Annotated in this window: 22 protein-coding genes, 1 tRNA gene and 1 pseudogene; 13 read left to right on the top strand and 11 right to left on the bottom strand. The window is 55.4% G+C overall.

Features of this window, described 5'->3' with window-relative positions:
* Positions 1–91: 91 nt before the first annotated feature.
* Complete coding sequence (locus AC007G_RS04275) at positions 92–685, bottom strand: TetR/AcrR family transcriptional regulator (RefSeq protein WP_032689348.1); 594 nt, start codon at positions 683–685, stop codon at positions 92–94.
* A 141-nt stretch (positions 686–826) separates the two neighbouring features.
* Here AC007G_RS04275 and AC007G_RS04270 point away from each other — a divergent pair, with 141 nt between their 5' ends.
* The 3 genes from AC007G_RS04270 to AC007G_RS04260 are packed head-to-tail and all read left to right on the top strand — an operon-like array spanning position 827 to position 3696.
* Complete coding sequence (locus tag AC007G_RS04270) at positions 827–1882, top strand: sugar phosphate isomerase/epimerase family protein (protein WP_142630501.1); 1056 nt, start codon at positions 827–829, stop codon at positions 1880–1882.
* A 25-nt stretch (positions 1883–1907) separates the two neighbouring features.
* Complete coding sequence (locus AC007G_RS04265; protein ID WP_142630499.1) at positions 1908–2804, top strand: alpha/beta fold hydrolase; 897 nt, start codon at positions 1908–1910, stop codon at positions 2802–2804.
* On the top strand, positions 2794–3696 hold the full coding sequence (locus AC007G_RS04260; RefSeq protein ID WP_032689345.1) for an alpha/beta hydrolase: 903 nt from the start codon (positions 2794–2796) through the stop codon (positions 3694–3696). The genes AC007G_RS04265 and AC007G_RS04260 overlap by 11 nt, the downstream gene beginning before the upstream one ends.
* A gap of 319 nt (positions 3697–4015) precedes the next feature.
* Here AC007G_RS04260 and AC007G_RS04255 read toward each other — a convergent pair.
* Together AC007G_RS04255 and AC007G_RS04250 are read right to left on the bottom strand one after the other, a co-directional pair.
* A pseudogene (locus AC007G_RS04255) lies at positions 4016–4177 on the bottom strand (Arm DNA-binding domain-containing protein); the annotation flags it as partial.
* A gap of 111 nt (positions 4178–4288) precedes the next feature.
* Positions 4289–4364: transfer RNA gene (locus AC007G_RS04250), tRNA-Thr, on the bottom strand.
* A 341-nt stretch (positions 4365–4705) separates the two neighbouring features.
* Here AC007G_RS04250 and AC007G_RS04245 point away from each other — a divergent pair.
* Genes AC007G_RS04245 through AC007G_RS04235 form a run of 3 tightly spaced genes read left to right on the top strand, consistent with a single transcriptional unit; the run spans position 4706 to position 8059 of the window.
* On the top strand, positions 4706–5080 hold the full coding sequence (locus tag AC007G_RS04245; protein WP_032689344.1) for a GtrA family protein: 375 nt from the start codon (positions 4706–4708) through the stop codon (positions 5078–5080).
* Positions 5080–6039 (top strand): glycosyltransferase family 2 protein, encoded by a 960-nt coding sequence (locus AC007G_RS04240; protein WP_142630498.1) that lies wholly within the window; start codon positions 5080–5082, stop codon positions 6037–6039. Before AC007G_RS04245 ends, AC007G_RS04240 begins: the two co-directional genes overlap by 1 nt.
* The gene (locus tag AC007G_RS04235; RefSeq protein ID WP_223849359.1) at positions 6029–8059 is read left to right on the top strand and encodes a hypothetical protein; all 2031 of its coding nucleotides are present in this window, start codon (positions 6029–6031) and stop codon (positions 8057–8059) included. Before AC007G_RS04240 ends, AC007G_RS04235 begins: the two co-directional genes overlap by 11 nt.
* A 50-nt stretch (positions 8060–8109) precedes the next feature.
* Here AC007G_RS04235 and proA read toward each other — a convergent pair whose 3' ends face one another.
* Together proA and proB are read right to left on the bottom strand one after the other, a co-directional pair.
* Complete coding sequence (gene proA / locus AC007G_RS04230; protein ID WP_032700722.1) at positions 8110–9363, bottom strand: glutamate-5-semialdehyde dehydrogenase; 1254 nt, start codon at positions 9361–9363, stop codon at positions 8110–8112.
* Between the two features lie 10 nt (positions 9364–9373).
* On the bottom strand, positions 9374–10477 hold the full coding sequence (gene proB, locus AC007G_RS04225; RefSeq protein ID WP_004858334.1) for a glutamate 5-kinase: 1104 nt from the start codon (positions 10475–10477) through the stop codon (positions 9374–9376).
* Positions 10478–10767: 290 nt separating this feature from the next.
* Here proB and phoE point away from each other — a divergent pair, with 290 nt between their 5' ends.
* The gene (gene phoE / locus AC007G_RS04220) at positions 10768–11820 is read left to right on the top strand and encodes a phosphoporin PhoE (protein WP_032689340.1); all 1053 of its coding nucleotides are present in this window, start codon (positions 10768–10770) and stop codon (positions 11818–11820) included.
* Between the two features lie 89 nt (positions 11821–11909).
* Here the strand turns inward: phoE and AC007G_RS04215 are convergent, their stop codons facing one another.
* Complete coding sequence (locus AC007G_RS04215) at positions 11910–12476, bottom strand: C40 family peptidase (RefSeq protein ID WP_032689339.1); 567 nt, start codon at positions 12474–12476, stop codon at positions 11910–11912.
* Between the two features lie 342 nt (positions 12477–12818).
* On the opposite strand from AC007G_RS04215, the gene AC007G_RS04210 reads away from it, so the two are divergent.
* Entirely contained in the window at positions 12819–13763 is a 945-nt protein-coding gene (locus tag AC007G_RS04210) for a LysR family transcriptional regulator (protein WP_047664145.1), read from the top strand.
* On the opposite strand, the gene AC007G_RS04205 is transcribed toward AC007G_RS04210, so the two are convergent.
* Positions 13760–14827 carry an ABC transporter substrate-binding protein gene (locus AC007G_RS04205; RefSeq protein ID WP_032696593.1) on the bottom strand — a complete coding sequence of 356 codons (1068 nt, stop codon included), beginning with the start codon at positions 14825–14827 and terminating at the stop codon, positions 13760–13762. The genes AC007G_RS04210 and AC007G_RS04205 overlap by 4 nt on opposite strands.
* 220 nt (positions 14828–15047) lie before the next feature.
* Here AC007G_RS04205 and AC007G_RS04200 point away from each other — a divergent pair, with 220 nt between their 5' ends.
* The 3 genes from AC007G_RS04200 to AC007G_RS04190 are packed head-to-tail and all read left to right on the top strand — an operon-like array spanning position 15048 to position 19174.
* Positions 15048–16616, top strand: a complete 1569-nt coding sequence (locus tag AC007G_RS04200; protein WP_064793321.1) for an ABC transporter permease — start codon at positions 15048–15050, stop codon at positions 16614–16616.
* Entirely contained in the window at positions 16613–17356 is a 744-nt protein-coding gene (locus AC007G_RS04195) for an ABC transporter ATP-binding protein (RefSeq protein WP_142630496.1), read from the top strand. Before AC007G_RS04200 ends, AC007G_RS04195 begins: the two co-directional genes overlap by 4 nt.
* A 24-nt stretch (positions 17357–17380) precedes the next feature.
* Positions 17381–19174 carry an aryl-sulfate sulfotransferase gene (locus AC007G_RS04190; RefSeq protein WP_142630494.1) on the top strand — a complete coding sequence of 598 codons (1794 nt, stop codon included), beginning with the start codon at positions 17381–17383 and terminating at the stop codon, positions 19172–19174.
* A gap of 29 nt (positions 19175–19203) precedes the next feature.
* Here AC007G_RS04190 and AC007G_RS04185 read toward each other — a convergent pair whose 3' ends face one another.
* Positions 19204–19986 carry an AraC family transcriptional regulator gene (locus tag AC007G_RS04185; RefSeq protein WP_142630492.1) on the bottom strand — a complete coding sequence of 261 codons (783 nt, stop codon included), beginning with the start codon at positions 19984–19986 and terminating at the stop codon, positions 19204–19206.
* A gap of 102 nt (positions 19987–20088) precedes the next feature.
* Here AC007G_RS04185 and AC007G_RS04180 point away from each other — a divergent pair, with 102 nt between their 5' ends.
* On the top strand, positions 20089–20898 hold the full coding sequence (locus AC007G_RS04180) for a sulfite exporter TauE/SafE family protein (protein WP_142630490.1): 810 nt from the start codon (positions 20089–20091) through the stop codon (positions 20896–20898).
* Between the two features lie 178 nt (positions 20899–21076).
* Positions 21077–21739, top strand: coding sequence for an HAD family hydrolase (locus AC007G_RS04175; protein WP_032696588.1), 663 nt, complete (start codon positions 21077–21079; stop codon positions 21737–21739).
* Positions 21740–21800: 61 nt separating this feature from the next.
* Here the strand turns inward: AC007G_RS04175 and phnE (AC007G_RS04170) are convergent, their stop codons facing one another.
* The 3 genes from phnE (AC007G_RS04170) to phnD all read right to left on the bottom strand — a co-directional run bounded on the left by phnE (AC007G_RS04170) (position 21801) and on the right by phnD (position 24560).
* Complete coding sequence (gene phnE, locus AC007G_RS04170; protein ID WP_032696587.1) at positions 21801–22682, bottom strand: phosphonate ABC transporter, permease protein PhnE; 882 nt, start codon at positions 22680–22682, stop codon at positions 21801–21803.
* Positions 22679–23551: a phosphonate ABC transporter, permease protein PhnE gene (phnE, locus tag AC007G_RS04165; RefSeq protein ID WP_032689330.1), complete on the bottom strand. Its 873-nt coding sequence runs from the start codon at positions 23549–23551 to the stop codon at positions 22679–22681. Before phnE (AC007G_RS04165) ends, phnE (AC007G_RS04170) begins: the two co-directional genes overlap by 4 nt.
* A 67-nt stretch (positions 23552–23618) precedes the next feature.
* Complete coding sequence (gene phnD / locus AC007G_RS04160) at positions 23619–24560, bottom strand: phosphonate ABC transporter substrate-binding protein (RefSeq protein WP_032689329.1); 942 nt, start codon at positions 24558–24560, stop codon at positions 23619–23621.
* Positions 24561–24565 lie beyond the last annotated feature (5 nt).

Genomic DNA, 24565 nt, shown 5'->3' with positions numbered 1-24565 from the left:
GTCATCGTGAGGCATCCTTACCTGCGATAGTAAACACTGTGGGTGTTAATGACCCTTTGATATTAAAAGACTCATTGCTGGCTACAATGCATTATGCTGTACACGGCAGCGCGTTAAGCGCGACATTAACTGCCGCTAACAATCGCGCTTCTGTGATGCCATCTCGCGCCTGAACGGAAAGACCATGTAAAAAGACGGCGAAATAGTCTCCCAGGCTGTCGGCATCGGTCGTATCCGGTAACTCGCCGTTATACACTGCCTGCCTTAGGCGGTCGATGATCTGTTGCGTGCGTTGCAGGCGATGCTGGGCCAGCCAGGTTTTGATCTGATCATTTTCCGCGCTGACACTCGCGGCAGAAGCGACGACCATACATCCTCGCGGCAATTCCGCCTGGCTGTACAGGTGCACGGCGTCCACTAGCATCTTTTTGATCGCCTCCTGCACGTTATTCTCAGCGGCGAAGGCCCGATCTGCAAACCCGCCTTCCTGGCTTTCATAATGGACTATGGCTTGTCGGAACAACTGTTCTTTTGAACCGAACGCTTTGTAAATGCGCGCGGAAGCGATGCCAAGTTCTGCCACTAAATCCGACATTGACGTACCTTCATAGCCCTGTCGCCAGAAGAGATTGCGCGCCTTCAAAAGTGCATGTTCGCGATCAAATTCGCGCGGTCTACCTGCCATTATGCTGCTCCATTTTGCCTGCCTTTCAGTCCCACAGGATCGCTTAAACCTGCGCTATTACCAAAGAATTTATAAATTATTCTTGTGGTTCTCCGATTTTACCCCTATTGTTTGTCAATCGACAAACAATAGGGGTTTACAATGAAAACCATCAAAGGCCCAAGCCTGCATCTCGCCCAATTCAGTGATGGGATAGCCCCGTTCAACAGCTTGCCTACGATTGCCCGATGGGCGTCGGAAACCGGCTTCAAAGCATTGCAAATTCCGGCATGGGATCGGCGTCTGTTTGATGTCGCCACCGCGGCGGAGAGCCAGGCCTACTGTGATGACCTCACCGGAATGCTGTCGGAACACGGCCTGGTTGTCAGTGAACTGACCAGCCATATTTTCGGTCAACTCATGGCGGTGCATCCGGCTTACGACGCCATGTGCGACAGTTTTGCGCCGTCGGATGTGCATGGTAATTCGCAAGCGCGCGGTGAATGGGCACGGCAACAGCTGCTGTTGGCCGTCAAAGCCTCCGCACGGCTTGGTCTCAGCGAGCTGGGTACGTTCTCCGGCTCACTGGCCTGGCCCTATCTGTTTCCGTTTCCGCAGCGTCCGGCTGGGTTAATCGAAGCTGCTTTTGACGAGTTGGCCAGACGCTGGCTGCCGGTACTCAATGCCTGCGATGAACAGGGCATTAACCTGTGTTATGAAATCCACCCGTGCGAAGATCTACATGATGGCGTGACGTTCGAAATGTTTCATCAGCGGGTAGGAAAACATCCTCGCTGCCAGGTACTTTTCGATCCCAGTCACATGGTGCTTCAGCAGCTTAATTATCTGGATTTTATTGATATTTATAAAGATTTTATTGGCATGTTTCACGCTAAGGATGCTGAGTTTAATCCAGACGGTCGCCAGGGTATCTATGGTGGATACCAATCGTGGATAGACCGTGCAGGCCGTTTTCGCTCGTTGGGGGATGGTCAGGTTGATTTTAAAGGCATCTTCTCGAAGCTGGCACAATATGACTATTCCGGCTGGGCTACCCTGGAGTGGGAATGTTGCCTGAAACACCCGCAGGACGGCGCCCGGGAAGGCGCTGCGTTCATCCGCGACCACCTCATTAACGTCACTGATAAAGTGTTCGACGATTTCGCCGGGGCACAGGTTAATCCTCATCAGATCAATACATTACTCGGCATTCGCTAAGCCGTAATATCACAAGGAACCCCCCATGAAACCGCTATATGACGAGATCCTCGAACAGGATCCCGGGATGGAACACGTCTATACGAAGGTAAACGGACAACGCATCCATTGCGTTGTCGCAGGGAAAGGGCAGCCAGTCCTGCTGATCCCCGGATGGCCACAGACCTGGTATACCTGGCGCCATGTTATGCGCGCGCTGGCCGTGGCTGGTTTTCAGGCGATAGCCGTAGACCCGCCCGGCATCGGCGATTCGGACAAACCGCGCGACGGTTACGACACCGGGAGTATTGCCGTGATGCTGCATACGATGATGACGCAACTGGGGCATTCACGTTACCGTCTGGTGGGTCACGATGTCGGGATGTGGATTGGCTACGCTATGGCGAGCGATTTTCCGCAAGCAGTCGAACGCCTGGTGCTGACAGAAGCGGTGATCCCCGGTCTTGCTCCGCCACCGCCGATTTTTGTCACGCCGGAGGAGAACATTTTTCTTTGGCACTTCATGTTCAATCAGTTGGTTGATTTACCTGAAACCTTGACCCACGGGCGTGAATCACAGTATCTCAACTATATTTTCAACCGCTGGTCTCATCGCCGCGATCGGGTTGCCGCAGAGGTTTACATTGCCGCTTATTCGACTCCGGGTGGATTACGAGCAGGTTTTGAGTACTATCGGGCGATTCCGGAAACCATTCGACAGAACCAATTACGCGCGCAAACGCCATTAACTATGCCGGTACTGACAATAGGTGCTGAGCACGCGACGGGCGATGCGCCGCTGGCCACTCTACAAGGCAATGCGCATGACTTGCGCGGCGAGACGGTGGCCGACTGCGGACATTTTATTACCGAAGAGAGCCATGAGGTTTTTATCGCGCTGATCGTGCCATTTCTGTCTGAGGGGACTCGTTATGCCGCTTGATGAGCATATTGCCAACTTTTTGACCTCTTTGGCGGGAACACCAGCGCCCGTATCGCTGACCGATATGAGAGCGACGACAGAAACGGGTTTGCGCCAGCTGCAGGGAAAAGGGGAAATGAGCGGAGGTATTAAGGATTATGTCGTTGTCGCTGATGACGGCCATCGCATTACGCTTCGCGCCTATAAACCCGTAGCGGCAAATAACGGGAGCGCACAGCCAGCAATGCTCTTCGCCCACGGCGGCGGTTGGTGCCTGGGATCTCTGGCGCTGTACGATCAACCTTGCCAGGCATTGGCCAACGCGACAGGCCGGATAATACTGTCGGTTGATTACCGACTGGCGCCAGAATATCCGTTTCCTCGCCCCCTGGAAGATGTCTATCAGGCGCTATGCTGGGTTAATGAGCAGGCGCGTCGTCTGGGGATTGATGCCAGTCGGTTAGCGGTGGGCGGCGATAGCGCTGGAGGAAATATGGCTGCGGCGACGGCATTGTTGGCTCGGGACCGCGGTGGCCCTCATATCGAGCATCAGCTGTTGTTATATCCGGCGTTAAGTCGCGATATGGCGACGGAGAGCTACCGAGAGTTTGCCGAAGGCTACTTTTTAACGCACGATGCGATGGCGTTTTGCTGGGACAACTATCTTGGCTTGCGTCGTCATCCCTATGCCGAACCGCTGCATGCCGCTTCACTTAGCGGCTTACCTCCGGCTACCATTTTGAGCTGTGAATATGATCCGTTACGCGATGAGGCTGAAGAGTATGGGCAACGGCTGCAGAAAGCTGGCGTTAAGGTGCGCAGCGAGCGATTGCAGGGCATGGTCCATGCCTGTATCCATATGTCAGGTCTGACTCCGGCGGCAGGCCAGCTATTCGAGCTCGCCCGCGGTTAGCGGAAGACGTGCAGCCAAAAAAGCACATTGCAATGGCGCGGCGGGTGGTTTACAGCCGCTGATAATCCCCCTCTCAGGCATTTTTGCCCTGCCGATTTTCAGCCCGCATTAGCGGTAATCAGTGCCGGTTCAACCCCACAATGTTTGCAAATGGACCGGCATTTATCCGCTGCGACATGCTGCAATTGTACGTAGCATGTTGAGCCGCTCTGACGGTTTAATCCAACCGACTGGCTGTGCCTGCTTACGGGAAAATAGCCCGTAAAATGCCTGCATACTGGCGGAGGCATCTCGTGCCGACATTTGTTTATCTTTTCAACAGCATTGCGGACTTACCCGCGTAATGATCACGAAACCGCCGGCTCTTGCTGCCATTCGGTTCTATAAGCAAAGATAATCCCCGGCCATCTTCAGGTGTACAGGCTTTAGCCTCAGGCTTCGTGCGGCGAATCTGCATATCGTTAAAAACACATATACACATTCCGTATCGGATTCTACTGGATGGTTGCGGACGATGATGGACTAAAAAGCGGTAAAATCTTTATAAATCAATGTGGTTATGGATGAATGCGGACGTTTGGGGAAGTTGAGATGGTGCCGATAATAGGAGTCGAACCTACGACCTTCGCATTACGAATGCGCTGCTCTACCAACTGAGCTATATCGGCCCTGAAGAGGACATCTTCACGAATGTGAATCACGGGGTAAAAGGTTAAAACTAAGTGGAGGGGGCGTCAATGCCCTCTTGTACCGAATGGCTATTTTTCCAGCGCCTGCATGGTATTAAGCATCAAATTGTCCACTTCTACGACGATCATTGACCTGAATTGTGCCGGGTATTGGCGCGAGCTGCTCTTTAGCTACACGCTTTCAAAACGCTATCACTGCAGCCTATAAGAGCCGTAAAAAATGCTAACGGTATGCAACTAAAGGTAATGGGCCAACCTTAGTAGTTGTCAGCTTTCCCCTAAATGATAAAATCAGTCGCGGTTAATAACAGGATGATGCAGTGAAAAAAATACTTTCTAATCCCGCATTGAAATATGTAATGGTGGGGTTATTGAATACAGCAATAACTGCGGTGGTGATATTTTTATTAATGTCTGCCGGGGTTGGAGTATATCTATCAAATGCCATGGGATATGTGGTAGGTATTCTCTTTAGTTTTGTGGTTAATTCGTTGTTTACCTTTTCAATAGCGCTGACCGGCAAACGGTTTATAAAGTTTCTGGCATCTTGTGCAATGTGCTGGGTAGCTAATATTATAACAGTTAAAATGTTTTTATTAATATTCCCTGATTTGATTTATATATCTCAGTTATGTGGCATGATTGTTTACACAATTGCTGGTTTTTTAATTAATAAACTCTGGGTGATGAAATAATGAAACAACCAAAGTTGGCTATTGTTGTGCCATGTTATAACGAGGAAGAAGTATTCAGTCACTGCTTATCTGAATTACAAGCGGTTCTGGCGGAATTAGTCACGGCAACACTGATTTCAGCTGATAGCTATATTTTATTCGTTGATGATGGCAGCTGTGATTCAACGTGGCAGTTGATTGCTCAAGCATCGATGGATTACTCAACGATTAAAGGGGTTAAGCTTTCAAGAAATCGTGGTCATCAGGTAGCCCTGGTTGCGGGTCTTGAGGCCGCCGAATCGGATATTACTGTGAGCATTGATGCAGATCTTCAGGATGATACTTCTGTTATTGCATTAATGGTTAAAGAGTACCTCAATGGTAATGAGATCGTATATGGTGTACGTAATGATCGGGCATCTGACTCTCCATTTAAAAGAAAAACCGCGGGTCTCTTTTATAGTTGTATGAAGTGGATGGGCGTTCAGCAGATTCCTCAGCATGCCGATTTCAGATTGTTAAGTGATCGCGCTAAAAAGGCGTTGCTGAGCTTTAAAGAGCAAAATTTATATTTACGCGGATTAGTGCCACTGATTGGTTATCGTTCCACTCAGGTTGCATATTCGAGAACAGTTCGTCTGGCTGGTGAGTCGAAGTATCCATTAAAAAAAATGCTTGCCCTGGCAATTGAAGGCATCACTTCTCTGACCATTACCCCATTAAGGATTATCGCTATCTCAGGGTTTGCGATCAGTATTCTTTCGGTGTTTGCAGCAATTTATGCGCTGTTTGAGAAATTCTCAGGAAATACCGTTGAAGGGTGGGCCTCAGTTATGATCGCTATTTTCTTCCTCGGCGGTGTACAGATGCTATCGTTAGGCATCATTGGTGAGTATGTCGGTAAGATATATATGGAGTCTAAAGGTCGTCCTAAATATTTTATCGAAAAAACAACGCAGCAGAAGGTTGATGATGAATAACGAAAAAATAATCAGTAGAATACAGTATGTGGTTTTCATCGCCATATTATCAGTACTTTGTTATTCCTTTGTGGCAAGTGAAAATCAGGCTTATACATGGGATTCCAGATTTTACTGGGTAGTATGGAATGAGTATACTGGCTTACTGCATGACTCATTTAGTCAATGGCTTGCTAGTATAAAATATTCAGTCTATTCAGCTGATTATAACCCTTTGCCAGTCATTGCACTGATCCCGTTTAACTATCTGCCGATAGGAAATCGGGAAGCTTACATATTGGGTGTGTATATTCTTTATTTTTTACCATTTGCTTATATTGCAATGCGTTTGTTTGCGACTGCTGCAGGTGTGGACAACAAATACCAGCCGTATATCTTTGTTTTTCTGGCAAGTTTTATTCCTTTTGTCACACCAACCTTGCGCGGCTATCCTGATATCATAGGAATGATTCCACTATCGCTGTGCTGCTTGATTTTGTTTAAAGTTAATATCTTAAAATACCAGGGAGCCCGTTTTGTATTACTTGCAATCGCAATGGGAGTATTACTATGGTTGCCCTTTGCATTCCGGCGATGGTATGCCTATAGCGTAGTTTCCTTGTTTGTTACGTTGCCTTTTTTGAATACATTTTTGTTTGGTGAAGCGGCCAGGTTTAGTAAGGAAAGAATATTTAAATACTTTATTTTCTTTACTCTTTCTGGGCTGGTAGTGATTTTTTTAGTCTGTGTTTTTCAGTTCGAACTGGCTGAGAGAATACTGACGACAAACTATTCTGATATTTATTCTGCATACAAGGCGACAGAGCAGGCAACCTTCTTTATAACCCTGAACTATGCTGGTTTATATTTGCTGCCATTAATTGTTTTGGGGGGCTTGTATATTGTTTTCGGAACCAGTTTTCGGCTTAAAGTTCTTTGTGCTTTTGCATTAGCTAATTTTATTATCACCTATATTATATTTACCCGAACACAGACACCAGGGATGCAGCATGGAATGCCATTCTGTTTTTGGTTGGCAATACTCGTGCTTTCGGCTTTAAAACTATTCTTTGACAGGTTAAACAAAGGACTGGCGATAACACTTACGATCGCATTCTCATTACTTACGGTTGCAGTCTTTATTAGCACATATTCAAAACCATTTGGTAAACCGGAATTAGTCAGCCGCTATCTTCCTGGCAAAGAGTATCCTCTCAGATTAGAAAACTTTGACCATTACCATGAGCTGATTGCCTTTATGAGTGCGCGTGTTGAGCCAGATGATAAGGTGGCTGTTTTTGCATCCAGCGGTTCACTTAATAATGATCTGTTTTCAGCCATATCACCGGCATCGTTTGTCAGCCATATCGCCAACGTCTCGCAGGTAGATTTGCGTGATAAGCTGGCTACTGAAGCCTTTAGTTCTCGTTATGCGATTGTGACCGATCCAGCTCAAACGCATCTTGGAATTCATGGACAACAGGTTATATATCTGCCAAATAATCTTATCCTGGAAGGTAAGGGAATTGGTGCCGCTTATAAAAGAGTCAGTCAGCCATTTATACTTAGCGGCGGTGTTCAGGCATACGTCTATGAAAAAATCAGACCGTATACAATCGATGAATACAGAAGCATGATTGATGAATTTTCCCGTTCCTACCCCTCATGGAAAGCGGAGTATGAAAATAATCTTACAGAGAGTTATCTAAGCGCGGCAGTGGAGAAAGGCGACACCTGGGGGCAGTTTAGTATGTATCGTGAAGGTCGAATCTACGCCCACCCAGGCGCAACAACACCGACTATTGTCAGGATGTTCGTCGGGGAATATGACACCTTACGTATTACGTCAGTCAATAAAAACTGCGGGAAAACTGACGGAGTGAAAGTGATTATCAAAGATGCGACGCATCGTGTAGAAAAGCATATTGCCACAGCAGAGAGCGTGGTTTTTGATATGCGCGATTTTCACAACAAAGATATTACCTTGATTATTGATAATAATGGTTCTTCTGCTTGTGATAGCCTGGATATTAACCAGTAAAGAAAAAATGGGGGCAATCGCCCCCATTTTACTACCGTTGCCGATTTGACTTAACCACGAATCGTATCGTTGCCGAAACCAATCCACTTGTAGGTGGTTAGCGCTTCCAGGCCCATCGGGCCGCGCGCGTGCAGCTTCTGGGTGCTGACCGCCACTTCTGCGCCGAGGCCAAACTGGCCGCCGTCGGTAAAGCGGGTAGAGGCGTTAATGTATACCGCCGAGGAATCCACTTCGTTGATAAAGCGGTTGGCATTGCTCAGCGTACGGGTCAGGATGGCATCAGAATGCTGGGTACCGTGCTCGCGGATATGGGCGATGGCCTCGTCGAGGCCAGCGACCACTTTGACATTCAGATCCAGCGACAGATACTCATCGTTGTACTGCTCCGCCTTCACCGGCTCGACGTTTGCCGGGCCGTTTTGCAATACCGGCAGGGTGGCGGCGTCAGCATGCAGCGTCACGCCGCTTTCCGCCATCTGTTGGCTCAGGGCTGGCAGGAAACGGTCGGCGATATGCTGATTCACCAGCAAGGTTTCTACCGAGTTACAGGCGCTTGGGCGCTGAACTTTGGCATTGACGATAATCTTCAGCGCTTCAGCTATATCGGCCGAATCATCAATATAGATATGACACACGCCAATCCCGCCGGTGATCACCGGGATCGTGGACTGCTCGCGGCACAGCTTGTGCAGACCGGCGCCGCCGCGTGGGATCAGCATATCGATGTACTTATCCATCTTCAGCATCTCGCCAACCAGCGCGCGATCCGGATTCTCAATCGCCTGGACCGTCGCGGCCGGCAGCCCGCACTCCTCCAGCGCCCGCTGAATCACTTTCACCGTGGCGGCATTGGTGCGCCAGGTCTCTTTCCCGCCGCGCAGAATCGCGGCATTGCCGGTTTTCAGGCACAGGGAAGCAACATCGACGGTGACGTTAGGACGGGCTTCATAAATCACCCCCACCACGCCCAGCGGCACGCGGCGGCGTTCGATGCGCAGACCGCTGTCCAGCAGACCGCCGTCGATCACCTGGCCAACCGGATCGGCCAGATTGCACACCTGGCGAACATCGTTCGCAATGCCGCTTAGACGCGCCGGGTTAAGCGCCAGGCGGTCGAGCAGCGCCTCGCTTAAGCCATTGGCGCGCGCTTCCGTCAGGTCTTCGGCGTTGGCGCGCAGAATCTCTTCACTCTGCGCTTCGAGATAATCGGCGATCTTTTCCAGCACCTGATTCTTTTCACGGCTGGAGAGTTGCGCGAGTTTGTAAGAGGCCGCCTTGGCAGCAATGCCCATTTGTTCCAGCATTTTCAGCTCCTTAACGGATAATCATATCGTCACGATGGACGGCAACCGGGCCGTATTCATAGCCCAGAATGGCATCAATCTGCTGCGAGTGCTGGCCGGCAATCAGGCGCAGCGCATCGCTGTTATAGCGGCTGACGCCGTGGGCAATATCGCGACCTTCGCTATTGCGGATGCGGATAACTTCACCGCGGGAAAAGTTACCGGTGACGGTTTTGATGCCTTTTGGCAGCAGGGAGCTGCCGCGTTCCAGAATCGCCTGGGTGGCGCCGGCATCCACGCTAATTTCACCCGCCGGCGGGGCACCGAAGATCCAGCGTTTGCGGTTCTCCAGCGGCGATTCCTGCGCGTGGAAGCGGGTACCGACCGACACGCTCTCCATCACATCGGCAATCACACCGGGACGGTTGCCGGCGGCAATAATAGTGTCGATACCGGCACGACAGGCGACATCGGCGGCTTGCAGCTTGGTTCCCATACCGCCGGTGCCCAGGCCGGAAACGCTATCGCCGGCGATGGCGCGCAGGGCATCATCAATGCCGTAGACATCTTTGATCAGCTCTGCCTGCGGGTTATTGCGCGGGTCGGCGGTGAACAGACCCGGCTGGTCGGTCAGCAGCAGCAGCTTATCGGCGCCGGCAAGGATCGCCGCCAGCGCGGAGAGATTGTCGTTATCGCCGACTTTAATCTCGGCGGTCGCCACGGCGTCATTTTCGTTAATGACCGGCACGATGTTGTTATCGAGCAGCGCGCGCAGGGTATCGCGGGCGTTGAGGAAGCGCTCGCGATCTTCCATATCCGCACGGGTCAGCAGCATCTGGCCGACGTGAATACCATAAATGGAAAACAGCTGTTCCCACAGCTGGATCAGACGGCTCTGTCCGACCGCAGCCAGAAGCTGTTTCGACGCAATGGTCGCGGGCAGTTCCGGGTAGCCGAGGTGCTCACGCCCGGCGGCAATGGCCCCGGAGGTCACAATGACAATACGGTGGCCCATTGCGTGCAGCTGTGCGCATTGACGCACTAATTCGACGATATGGGCGCGGTTCAGGCGACGGGATCCGCCCGTTAAAACACTGGTGCCCAGTTTTACCACCAGCGTCTGGCTATCACTCATGATTCTCTGCCGTTCAAAAGGAATATCGATATCGAGCTGATGTTGTAACAGGACTCAGGCCGCTTGCCAACACCTGGCGTATTGGGCGAGCCACTTTATTGCGCGAGATCGGGCATTGTGGCGTAACACGATGACAAATTTATGACGGAAACATCTAAACACTCTTTTTTATAAAAAGTTCCACATTGTCATAAATTTTTAATATCGGAGCGTTAAAAAACCTCCTGTTTTTCACGGGGCCTTCGCCCGGAATTGATTAGCGCGTATAAATAAATCACCAGGACTGAATAATGAAAAAGAGCTCACTGGCATTAATGATGATGGGTCTTGTCGCTTCTTCAGCTACACAGGCAGCAGAAGTTTATAATAAAGACGGCAACAAACTGGACGTGTATGGCAAAGTCAAAGCGATGCACTACATCAGCGACTATGACAGTAAAGATGGCGACCAGACCTATGTCCGTTTCGGCATCAAAGGCGAGACCCAGATTAATGACCAGCTGACCGGCTACGGTCGTTGGGAATCTGAATTCTCCGGTAACAAAACGGAAAGCGACTCCACCCAGAAAACCCGTCTGGCCTTTGCCGGCCTGAAATTGAAAAACTACGGTTCTTTCGATTATGGTCGTAACCTCGGCGCCCTGTATGACGTTGAAGCCTGGACCGATATGTTCCCGGAATTCGGCGGCGACTCTTCCGCACAGACCGACAACTTCATGACCAAGCGTGCCAGCGGTCTGGCAACCTACCGCAATACCGATTTCTTCGGCGTGGTGGATGGCCTGGATATGACTCTGCAATATCAGGGCAAAAACGAAGGCCGCGAAGCGAAAAAACAGAACGGCGACGGCTTCGGCACCTCGTTAAGCTATGACTTCGGCGGCAGCGATTTTGCCATCAGCGCGGCCTATACCAGCTCTGACCGTACCAATGACCAGAACCTGCTGGCGCGCGGCGTGGGTAAAAAAGCGGAAGCCTGGGCGACCGGTCTGAAATATGACGCCAACAATATTTATCTGGCCACTATGTATTCTGAAACCCGCAAGATGACGCCAATCAGCGGTGGTTTTGCCAATAAAACGCAGAACTTTGAAGCCGTTGCTCAGTACCAGTTCGACTTCGGCCTGCGTCCGTCCCTGGGCTATGTGCTGTCAAAAGGCAAAGATATTGAAGGCGTTGGTAACGAGGACCTGGTGAACTACATCGACGTGGGTCTGACTTATTACTTCAACAAAAACATGAACGCCTTTGTTGATTATAAAATCAACCAGCTGAACAGCGATAATAAACTCGCTATCAACAATGACGACATCGTCGCTCTGGGTATGACTTACCAGTTCTAATCCGCGACCGCCGCAGGAGACTTCCGCGGCGGTTAGCAGGCTGAACAAAAAACCGCAGCATTATTGCTGCGGTTTTTTATTGAAAAGGATTAATGATTTTTAGCCAGGTGCTGATGGTCGCTATTCATGGTGATCTGCGCGTTATATTCTTTCGGCAGGCGACGCGCCTGGTAGAAGACCGAGTTCCAGTAAGGGTTGTCCAGCGAGGAGCGCATGACGCCCTGGCTGCTGGAAGCGTGCAGGAAGTTGTGCTCGGTGTCATAGAAACCGACGTGCATCCCGCCACGAATACGGAAGAATACCAGATCCCCCGGACGGAGCTGCTGCTTGCTGACGCGGACGCCCATATGCAGGAGATCGCTCGTTGTTACGCGCTCCATGGGCAAATTGAAGCGGTCCTTGAGCGTTCGCCAGACGAAGCCAGAACAGTCGACGCCGCTTTGCTCGGTACCGCCCCATTCATAGGGGGTGCCGTGCCAGGTGTGCATTTGATCGTGCAGGGCGGCAACCACCGGAATCAGATCGTCAGATCCGCTATCGATCGGGGCGTATTGGTGTTTGGCGGCGGTTTTTGGCGGATGTTTAGATGAAGATGAGCATCCTGCCAAAATTAAAAAAGGCACCAATAATAAAGCGTGAGCAAGTTTAGGCGTCATATCGTTATTTTTCGTGAGGGGGAATGGGCCGTGGGTATTTATAGCGTATCCGCCATATTGTCAGAATGGTTCGCTGAAAAATTTACGAAACCTTACGTAGAGTAAACTTGTTACTTCACGTTTTTCATTGCTCCAGTTAAATATAAGAGAAAAATCTGTGGTGTCGCTTGTTAATAAATTATTTCACCATGAAACACTATTTCGCGATCGCATATAAGACGCATCTGATGTTAATGACTCTCTTCTCTTCGCGGAAGGTGAAAGATCCTCATCATCCGGCCATTGCGCGCCGGGGGCGGCGTCCAGTACTTTGTCCGCTCCAGGTCCCTGTGAGGCAAGCTTATGCATCTCGATTTTCGCCAGCTGCGCAACTTTGTCGCGTTGGTTGAATACGGTAGTTTTCACCGCGCCGCCGAGTCGGTATGCCTGTCGCAATCGGCCTTCAGCCGCAGTATTCAGTCGCTGGAGCTGAGCGTCGGCCATCCCTTATTCGACCGGCAGAATAAGCTGCCGACGCTGACGCGACACGGGCAAACGCTGCTGCCTTACGCCCGCCGTTTCCAGGAGCTAAACATTGAGCTGAGCAGCCTGCTGGGAGAAACGGACGATAGCGAAAATGGCGAAGTGGCGTTCGGTTGCGGCCCGGCGCCAGCGGCGCGCCTGATCCCGGCGGCCATCGGTGAGTTTCATCGCCGTCTACCGCAGGCGAGGGTGCGTTTTCAGGTCGATAACTGGTTTGCCCTGCATCACGCGCTGACGACCCAGCAGTTTCCCTTCGTGGTGGCCGACAGCTGGCATGCGGAGCTGGATCCGCAGCTGCGGGTCCAGCCGCTCAGCCCGCAGCGCTGTTTCTTCATCTGTCATGCCGACCATCCCCTGGCGCAGAGCGGGCCGGTGGCTATTGAGGAGATGCTGCGCTACCCCTTTGCCGCGCCCTATCTGCCTCCGGGGGTGCGAAAAGTGCTGGCAACGCTCAGCCAGCAGCAGGATTTCACCCCGGCGATTCAATGCGATCACGTCTACGCCTTGCTGTCGACGCTGGCGCACACTCAGGCGATAAGCTTTGCCAGCGAAGACGGCTTCGCCCTGTGCCAGCACAGCCATCGCCTGGTGAAGCTGGAGCTCAGCAACCTCCCGGAAGAGTGGCGGCTGATGCAGACCCGCTTTGCGGTGATCTCCCCGGTTCATGCCGCGCTTTCGCCGCTGGTCGCCAGGTTTATCGATATTATCCTGCATACCGACCGCCAGCATCAGATCCCGCTGCTGGCGCAGGAGGAGGGGGCTTAGCCGGCGTCCGCCGCCTGGCCCTGGCTATCATACTGCGGCCAGTGGTTTTCCAGCTGCAGAGTCTTCAGCGCCCGTTCGACAAACTGCCCGTCTGCCCACTGCGTCACCGCAAAGGCGTTGCGAATGAGGCGACCTGTTTTGGCCTGCTCGACGCTGCTGCTGAAGCTGTCGGCCAGGAAGGGGTCGATGCGCGGCGAAGTGCTGAAGTTGAGATCCTGCGGCTGCAGATCCTCAAGGAACAGCGCCTGCGGAATTTGGCTCTGCTGCGCCATCTCCGCCGACCAGGCCTCGCGATTCGCCGGGTTGCTGATTTCCGCCGCGTTTTTCACCAGCACGTCAATAACTTGCTGGGTGGCCTGCGGCCAGGCCTGAATAAAGTCCTGAGTTCCGAGAAAAGCCGCCTGGGTGGTATTCTGGCGGCCTGAATCACCGCTTTTCACCACCACGTCAATCTTATCGCCGCGCAGCGCCAGCAGCGAGACGCCGCCCCACACCGCATCCACGCGACCGGCGGCCAACGCGGCTTTCCCGGCGCTCCAGTCCAGATTAATGACCTGCATATTGCGTTCGCTAAGTCCGACGGTCTGCAAAGCGCGATCGAAGGCCAGCTGGTCTGCGGTACCGCGATACACTGCCACGCGTTTCCCTTTCAGGTCCGCCAGCTGTTTAATCGCCGATGCTCTGGTGACCGCGAGGTAGGACTCCGACCCGCGGCTGCCCAGCAGCAGACGGGTTGGCAGACCGTTGGCTTTGCCGATAATCGCCGCCAGATCGCCGAGATAGACAAAATCGAGCTGCCGGTTGGCCAGCGCTTCATTCACCGCCGGGCCGGCGCCCTTAAAGAACTGCCACTGCACCTCCACGCCCTGTGGTTTAAACACCGCCTCCAGCTGATGACGGATAAACGCCATCCCGACCGGCCCTTCAATAAACGGTTTGCTGCCGGCACTTTGATCCGGCACGCCAATGCGAATGGTTCGCAGACTCTCGGCCTGCGCGCTGGCCATCAGCGTGACCACGGCGACCAGCGCCAGCGCCGTACGGGTAAAAATAGCTTTCATCATTGGTGGTGACTCCCTGAGTTTTTTCTCACCCTAAAGAGGCTCACCGCGTACTGTTAAATGCTTTTATTCGCAGAGCAAAGGCAAAAATAAGCTAAATCAGAGCCCGCCTGTCCGCCAGGCTGAGATGCATTTGTTGCATCGGGATTATTCAGCAAACGCAATGACGACAGACGGTGAGGACGGTTTTATAGGGTGATGATTTCACTCAAAACGGACCGCTATGTCGCAGATGATCTTGAAAAGACGCAGGTACTCCTTGCCTGCTATCAGGCTAAACGGCTGGCCCCTGCTGCTGCCGGCGCTGATCGCGCTGCTGTGGCACATCGCCGCCGTAAAGCGCTGGATGCCGGAGCAGATCCTGCCCGCCCCGGCGGTCGTCGCCGATACCGCGCTGTCGCTTCTCAGCGGCGATCTGCTGGCGCAATGGGGGTTTAGCCTTCAGCACCTGGCCGTCGGGCTGCTGCTGGGCGTGGCGGCGGGTACCCTGCTGGGGGCGTTGTTTGGTCTCGTACCGGCCGCGGCTCAGCGGATAGAACCGCTATTTTATGCCCTCGCGCAGATCCCCACCCTGGGCTGGATCCCGCTGTTTATGGTGCTGTTTGGCATCGATAACGGCCTGAAGCTGGCGGTTATCGTCAAAACCACCCTTGTCCCGATGACCATCCATACGCAACTGGCGGTCACCAGCGTCTCGCCAGCGCTGGGGGAAGCGGCGCAGGTGATGAATTTTTCCCGCTGGCAGCGGCTGCGCTGGCTGGTGATTCCCGCGAGCCTGCCGGGCTGGTTTACCGGCCTGCGGCTGGCGTTATCTCAGGCCTGGGTGTCGCTGATTGTTGTCGAGCTGCTGGCCTCGTCTGAAGGGATCGGCTACCTGATGGTCTGGGGCCGCCAGCTGTTTCAGCTGGATATTGTCTTCGTCACCATCGCGGTGGTCGGGCTGAGCGGGCTGTTGATGGAGTGGGCGACCAACCGGGTCTATGCCCGTCTGGTCTTCTGGCCGCAGCCCGCTACCGGGCGGTTGGCCTGGAAGCCGCAGGCCAGCTGGCATGCATTCCAGCTGCCGCTGATCCTACTGGCGCTGTGGCAACTGGCCAGCGGCTGGGGCTGGATCGACAGCACGTTATTCTCCTCGCCGCTGGCGGTGGCGCAGCGCTTTATGGCCGGAGCGGCCAGCGGCGAGCTGCCCGCCGCGATGCTGGCCAGTCTCGGACGGGCCTTTGCCGGCGGCGCGCTGGGGATCGCTATCGGGCTGCTGTGCGGGTTGCTGCTGGCCCTGCGCCCGCGAGCCGGGCAGATATTGACCCCGACGCTGAACGTCCTGCGCCATATCGCGCTCTTTGCCTGGCTGCCGCTGCTGACCGCGTGGGTGGGTAACGATAACGGCGGCAAAATCGTGTTTATCGCCCTGGCTTCTTTCTTCCCGATGTTTTTTAGCACCTTGCAGGCCGTCAGCCAGCGCGATCCGCAGCTTGATGAAGTGGCGAAGGTGCTGCGCTTTGGCCCGTTGACCCGCCTGCGGACGCTGATTTTACCGGGGGCGGCGCCGGGCATATTTGCCGGTCTGCGCCTGGCGTTGATTTATGCGTGGCTGGGCAACATCGGCGCGGAATATTTCATGTCCTCCGGGACCGGTATCGGCAGCCTGATGATCAACGCCCAGCAGCTGCTGGATATGCCGACCATTCTCTGCGGCATGGTGCTGATTGGTATCACCGGCGCCGCGCTGGATAAAGCCGGACGTTTACTGGAATCTCGCGCCACCCGCTGGCGCCAACGGGAGCAACGATGACCGACTCGACCCTGGTCTCTTTTCGCCATGTGCATAAATCCTGGCAACAGGTGACGGCACTGCAAAACTTCAGCCTCGATATCGCCGCCGGCGAGCTGGTGGTGCTGGTGGGTAGCAGCGGCTGCGGCAAGTCCACGCTGCTGCGGATGTTGATTGGCCTGGAGCCGGTGACGCAGGGGGAAATCCGCGTTAACGGCGAGCCGGTACGCGGCGTGGGCAAAGAGCGCGGCATTGTCTTTCAGGAGCCGCGGCTGTTTCCGTGGCTGACGGTGATCGACAACGTGATGCTGGGCCTCGCGGATGAAAAGCTGAGTCGTGGGGGGAAGCGCCAGCGCGCGCTGGCGATGCTGGAGCGCGTGCAGCTACAGGAGTTCGCCCATGCGCTGCCATCCCGGCTTTCCGGCGGGATGGCCCAGCGGGTAGCGATTGCCCGCGGGCTGATCGCCCGGCCGCAAATTCTGATGCTCGATGAGCCTTTCGGCGCGCTGGATGCCCTGACGCGCCATACCCTGCAGCAGGAGCTGCTGCATATTCATCGCCGCACGGGGACCACCACGCTGCTGGTGACTCACGATGTGGAAGAGGCGGTGGCGCTGGCCGACCGGGTGGTGGTGCTCTCTCCCCGTCCGGGACGGATTCGTGAGGTGGTGACGCTGGCGTTGCCCCATCCGCGACAGCGCGATGATGAGTCGTTCTCCGCCGCCTGCCGGCAGATTCGTACCTTGATTACTTGTGCCTGATTTGACTATTTAAGGAGTGACAATATGGGACATCCTTCCGTCTACCCGACCGGCGCCACGCTCTACGATCCGCAGCGCGCGTGGAGCGGATATACCGTTTTTCAGGCCACCGAACGCGGGGCGATTCTGGTCGATATGAATGGCAACGTGGTCCGCGAATGGCCCGAACTGCACGGCTTTCCGAATAAAATCCTGCCCGGGGGGGCGATCCTGGGCCACAGCGGCGAACGCGATCCCCGCTACGGGATGCAGGATATGCTCGACCTGATTCAGGTGGACTGGGAAGGCAATATCACCTGGAAATTTGACCGCTATGAACAGGTGAGCGACCCGGGTCACGCGCCGCGCTGGATGGCGCGCGCGCACCATGATTATCAGCGCGCCGGGAATCCGGTGGGCTATTACGCCCCGGGGCTTGAGCCGCAGGTTGACGGCGGCAACACCTTAATTCTGGCCCACACCAACCTGGTGAATGAAGAGATTTCCGATAAGCTGCTGCTTGATGACACCATTATTGAGGTCGACTGGCAGGGCAATGTGGTGTGGGAATGGCGCTGCAGCGATCATTTCCACGAGCTGGGCTTTGACGAGGCGGCGCGCGCGGCGCTGCGCAATAACCCCAATATGCGCGCCAGCGGCGGCGGGATGGGCGACTGGATGCACATCAACTCCATGTCGGCGCTGGGACCAAACAAATGGTATGACGCCGGCGATGCGCGCTTCCATCCTGACAACATCATCTGGGATGCCCGCGAGTCCAATATCATCGCCATCATTGATAAACAGAGCGGTAAGATTGTCTGGCAGCTTGGCCCGGACTACAGCACGCCGCGGTTGAAGCATCTGGGGTGGATTATCGGCCAGCACCACGCGCATATGATCCCCCAGGGATTACCCGGGGCGGGCAATATTCTGATCTTTGATAACGGCGGCTGGGCCGGGTACGGCGCCCCCAACCCGGCGTCGGCGGACGGGGTGAAAAACGCCTGGCGCGACTATTCGCGGATCCTCGAGATCAACCCGGTGACGCTCGATATCGAATGGCGCTACTCGCCGTATGAGGCGGATCTCCCGCAGCCAACCGACTCGTATCGGTTCTATAGCCCGTATATCAGCAATATGCAGCGCCTGGAAAACGGCAATACCCTCATCAACGAAGGCTCCAACGGCCGCATTTTTGAAGTGACCCGCGACCATGAAATCGTCTGGGAGTATATTTCGCCATTCTGGGGCAAGACCTTGAATAACAACATGGTTTACCGCGCCTATCGTATTCCGTATGCCTGGATCCCGCAGCTGGCGCGGCCGTCCGAAGTGCCGATTGCGGCGGTTGACGTGCGGACTTTACGCCAGCCCGGCGCCGCAGCGGCAGGTCCGGCGCAGAGCATGGTGCGCGTCGCCGGCGTGCAGCCCTACAGTAAAAGCGCCGATGCGCTGTGCGTGGCGACCGATAACGATACCCTACGCCGCAGTCCGAAACTGTTCCGGGTGGCGGAGAGCCGCTTCACGCCGCTGAACGCGGAAAGCGAGCTCTCCGGCGAGTCTGAATCTCCGCTGCTGTTGTTCGTCGGCGCTGAACGCTGCGTCCACTGCCGTAAGCTGTGGCAGCTGCTGGGTCATGCGAGCCTCGCGAACCACCTGGCGGCGCTGGAGACACGCTATCTCGATGCCGATCGTCATCAGCAACTGGCGACAGCGCTGGGGGTCCGTGGTTTACCTGCGCTGCTGATGGTGAAATCGGGTCAGCCGACGGCGCGGGCCCCGGCGGACCTTTCCGTGGAAAGCCTGCGGGACTGGCTGCAGAGCGCGGTGCTGTGACCCCGTCTGGATAGGGCGCGGCTACGGCGTCAGACCGGGCCGCCGTTCATCTGGCGGACAAACGCGGTGGGCGCCTGGCCGATCGTTTTACGAAACATGCTGGTAAAGGCCGCCGGATGTTCATATCCCAGGCTGAGCGCCACGTCGGTAATGGTTCTGCCTTCCCGCAGCGCCGTCAGGGCGTACATCACGCAGGCCTGCTGGCGCCAGTCGCGAAATGCCATGCCGGTCTGCTGGCGAAACAGGCGATGAAAAGTCCGGGCGCTTTTATTCAGCCTGGCGGCCCACTGTTCCGGCGTGCTGTGAATATCCGGCTGGCGCAGAAAGTCGCTGCACAGCGCAACCAGCGGCGCACTTTGCGGAAGTGGGGTAAACATCGGTAGCGGAGAGGCGGCTTTCAGCTCATGCAAAACCAGTTCGATTAATGCGCCATCATGTCCGTCTTCGTGGTAAAGCAGCGGTAGCTGGCAGGCGCTCAGCAGCAGCTGATGTAACAGGGGAGAGACCTGCAACACCTCGCAGCGTTCTCCGGCACGCGGCGCCGCATCCGGTTCGATGTACAGGCTGTGGGTGCTGACCCCCGGCATCAGTACCCGATGCGGACGGGCGGCCGGGATCCACACGCCGCTGTAGGGGGGAACCAGCCACTGCCCGTCATCCGTCTCCACCTTCATCAGTCCGTTCATGGCATAGAGAAACTGCGCCCGGCGATGGCTGTGGCGCTCCAGCTGCGTATTCGCCGGGTAATCGCTGCCCAGCGCCAGCACCCGGCGCGGGAGGTCATCGACATCGTTCACCGCAATATTGCGCATGACACATCCTTCTGGCTGAAAATCGTAAGATGATGGCTTTTAATCGTAAGTCAGCCATGCCGCTATTCTATATCGTGATGACTCTGAACGGAGGAGAATCGAATGATAGGCTGGCTTTTTATCTGCGGTGTAGCGTGTGGCGTCACGACCTGGCTGTTTGGTTTTGGCGGCGGTTTTGTCACCGTACCGCTGATCTCGTTTCTGGTGACCGCAGTGTGGGGCGCGCAGAGCGATGTCGGCGGGCAGGCGATGCACATTGCGGTAGCCACCTCTGCGCTGGTGATGCTTTGTGCTGCGCTGCTGGCAACCTGGCGCCATCTTCGCGGTGGAACGCTGCGCTGGCGTCCTCTGCGGATGATGTTCGTGGGCATTGCCCTCGGGGGGATCGCCGGGGCGTTGCTGGCGCTCTCGGCGAACGGGCGGTGGCTTCGCTGGCTGTTCGTCGGCTATCTGCTGGTGACCATTCTCGACTGCTATTTTCGTCCGGGTTTTATGGCCCCTGGCGTCCGGCGTTCTGCGCCGGTTGCCGCGCGCGAGCTGACGACGGGCGGTGTGATTGGCCTGATTGCGTCGTTTCTTGGCGTCGGCGGAAGCGTCATGACCGTTCCGTTAATGCGTCGTCGTGGCGCGACGATGCCGGAAGCGGCGGCCACGGCCAATTTGCTGACGCTGCCGCTGTCGGCGAGCGCTACCGCCACGTGGGTGGCGATGAGCGGCGTGTCGCCCGCAGGGCTGCCGGCAGGATTTTTGGGCCATATCTGGCTGTCGGCCGCGGCGTTGCTGGTCGCCGGGAGCTGGCTGGGGCTGCGGTTAGCTGCCCGTTGGCTGACACGTCTGCCGGATCGCTGGCACGCGCGGATTTACCCGCTGTTGCTGATAGCGGTACTGCTGGTGATGATCTTTCAGGGATAGCCGAAGGGCGACATTTATGCCGCCACGGTGCGCGGCATATCGCCGCCGATCCGCTAATCTGACCCGTTTTTCCTCTCTTTTTGCTACCCTTTGTCCGGTGCGCAGGCGAGTCATTCTCCTGTCATCTTGGTTAAGCATGCTCTGGCGAGCCAATTTTGCTGATTAGGGAAAATGAACAATGTCCAAAAATCTGACGATTTTCGATCTGGATAATACCTTGATTAAGGGCGACAGCAGCACGGTATGGAGCCGGTTCCTGGTGCGGGAAGGGTGGGTGAGCGATCCGGCGTATCTGGCGCGGGAGGCGATGCTGATGGACGATTACGATCGCGGCGAAATGAATATCGCCGACTACGTTGCCTTAATCCAGGCGCCGCTCATCGGCGTGCCGAAGGCGGAGGTCGATGCGCTGGTGGCGCGCTGCGTGCAGCAGGATATTATGCCGCGCGTCTATCCGCAGGCGTGGGATCTGCTGCAAACCCTGCGGGCGCAAGGCGAACAGATGCTGGTGATTTCGGCCTCGGTTAGCCTGCTGGTGCAGGCGGTGGCCTCGGCGTTGGGGATTGAGCAGGCGTTAGGTATCGACGTGGAGATGGCCGACGGCGGCTATAGCGGAGTGATTGCCGGTACGCCAAGCTACCAGCAGGGAAAGGTCGTGCGGCTGGCGGCGTGGCAGAAAGCCTGGCCGCACGAGAGCGGCGAGGTGACCTTCTATACCGATTCGATAAATGATCTGCCGCTGTGTCTGCATGCTGACCATGTCCGGCTGGTTAACCCGTGTCCGCAGCTGGCGGCGGTGAATGCCAGCCACAACTGGCCGGTGCTGGAATGGCGGCTCTGAGCAGGTCCCCGCGACCGCAGAAGCCGTAGCCCCGGTAAACGCAGCGCGACCGGGGAACGGGTTACTCCGCTTTGAACAAGGGCACCACGTTGCCGCCAATATAGCGGCGGCGTAACCACGCCGAGAGCGTATCCATCGCCATGACCACGATCACCAGCAGCAGGGTGATAAACATCACCACGTCCCAGTTCCACAGGCGCATGTTTTCCGCATAAATCAGGCCGATACCGCCGGCGCCGACGAAGCCTAACACTGCGGCGGAGCGGGTATTCGACTCAATCTGATACAGGCTCAGCGCCAGAAACGTCGGGAAAGACTGGGTAAAAATGCCGAAGCGGTGCTTCTGCAAGCCGTTGGCGCCCACGGCGGTCAGCCCGCGCCCCGGTGAGCGGTCAACCGCCTCATGTCCTTCGGCATACAGCCGCCCAAGCAGTCCGGTATCCTGCATAATAATCGCCAGCACCCCGGCCAGCGGCCCGAGGCCCACGGCGCGGACAAAAATCAGCCCCCAGATGGCCATATCAATGCCGCGCAGCACGTCAAACAGACGGCGCATCAACAGAGCGATAAATCCGGGAATCAACCCGCGCATAATGTTACGTGCCGCGAGGAAAGAGAGCAGTAGCGCAATCACCGTGGCGGTCAGAGTCCCGACGAAGACAATCGCCAGAGTGATGCCGATTTGCGTGAAGTAGTAGGCAAACGGCCAGTTGAAAAAATCGTGCCAGACGAACATCCGCAGCAGATAGCGGCTAATTTGCTGCAGGCCGCTGGTGAGCTGTTCGCCGCTGATGCCAAACTGGCTAAAAAACCAGACGTAGTAAAGTAAGCCCGCCAGCGTCAGCAGACCGACGAAGCGCAAATAGCGCCCCTGGGCTTGATACAGTTGTCGATGCTGGCGGCGGCTGGCGGCGACATCCGGTTGGCTTTGCCATAGATTCATTTTTTGCCCTCAAGAACCCACTGTCGCAGGCGGCCGGACAGCATATCCAGCAGCGACACCACGATGATGATCAGCAGCAGCGTGATGCTGACCTGATCGTAACGATCCAGCTTGATGTTGGTCATCAGTTCCTGACCGATCCCGCCGGCGCCCACCAGCCCAAGAATGGTTGACGAGCGAAAGTTAATCTCCAGACGCATAAAGCCGTAGGAGAGAAAAATCGGTTTGACCTGCGGCCACAGCGCGAAGCGAATGCGCTGGATCGGTGAAGCCCCGCAGGCCATCAGGCCGCGTACCGGTTTGTCCTGCGCGCTTTCCACCGCTTCGTAAAACAGCTTGGTCAGGCTGCCGATGGTATGCAGCATCAGGGCCAGAAATCCGGGAATGGCGCCGATGCCGAAGGCCATCACGAAAATCACCGCCCACGCCAGCTCCGGCATGGTGCGTAAAAATGCCACCACCACGCGGATGGCGAAACGCAGCGGCGGCGGTGACCAGGCGTTATTAGCGGCGAGGAACGCCAGCAGCGTCGCAATGACCACCGCAATCAGCGTGGAAGCCAGCGCCAGCTGTAATGTTTCCCAGATCAGCGGCAGTTGAATCGGCAGACGATAGCCCCAGTAGGCCAGCGAGCCTTTGGTGTGGACATCGGCGAACAGAGCGCTGACGTGGAGCGTCGGCAGCGTCTCAAACATGTAATCGAGAAAATTCGGCAGAGAGCGCCAGATAGTGAAGAGATTAAATTCCGCGGCGCTGCCGGCGGCGAAATAAAGTACCAGCAGGAGCACAGACCAGCTAAAGGTATCGCGCTTTTGTCGCGCTCGTACCTGCTGGTAATAACGTTCAAATTCGGTATTCGGCATATTCATACGTCGATGGGTCTTCAGTATGCCGCCGCCTCACGCGGGCCTACGCGGAGGCGGCGTTGGGGCGGGATTAACGGGCGCTGACCAGCTCGCGTTTCATATCGATAATCTGCTGGAAGTCAGCCACGCTGCCCGGGCCGATATGCTGAGTACCGCCCATGGCTTTCACAAAGCAGGCATGCTCGTCGGTATCCAGCTTTTTGATCGCGCTGATGACTTTGGCTTTAAAGTCAGCCGGCAGCGCGTTGCTGACCAGGATCGGCCCGTTGGGGATCAGCGGCGATTGCCAGATGATGCGGATCTGCTTCATCAGATCCGGGTGATCCATACGAATCAGGCGGTTGAAGGCACCGACGCTATAGCCGCTGTTGTAGTCGCCGACCATCGAAGTCCAGGTGACCGCCCCCGCGAACTGGCCGTTCAGCACGCCCAGGATGTCCTGCTCGTGACCGCCAGAGAAGGTCACGCTGGAGAAGAAGTTGTTGTATTTGTTATCTGAAGTGCCGCCGAATTTCTGTTTGAAGGCGTGGTTCGGGATCAGATAGCCGGAAGTGGAGTCCGGATCGGCGAAGCCGAAGGCTTTGCCTTTCAGATCGTCTAACGATTTATACGGGCTGTCGGCTTTGACAATCACCACCGAGTGGTAGCCGCGGGACTGATCTTTATCATCCACGGCGATACCGACAATATCCACCGCTTTCGGGTTATTGATATAAACCGAAGCGTAAGACGAAGGCGACATACTCAGCACGACGTCGACTTTACCGCCCAGCAGACCCTGAATAACGCCGGAATAGTCAGAGGAGTTGCGTAATTTGGTATCGACGTTCAGCTCTTTGTCGAGAAACTGTTTTACACACTGGTTATCACCAATTTGCTGGGTGGCGTTCTGGCCCCCCAGGATCCCCAGGTTTAATTCTTTTGGCTGCTCCGCAGCGCCTGCCTGCCATGCCATCATCATTCCCGCGACCGCGGCGGATATACGAACTGCACCAGTGATGTATTGTTTCATTATCT

The organism is Klebsiella sp. CSG-1 (assembly GCF_056521145.1).
This window is presented reverse-complemented; position numbering and strand designations above follow the sequence as displayed.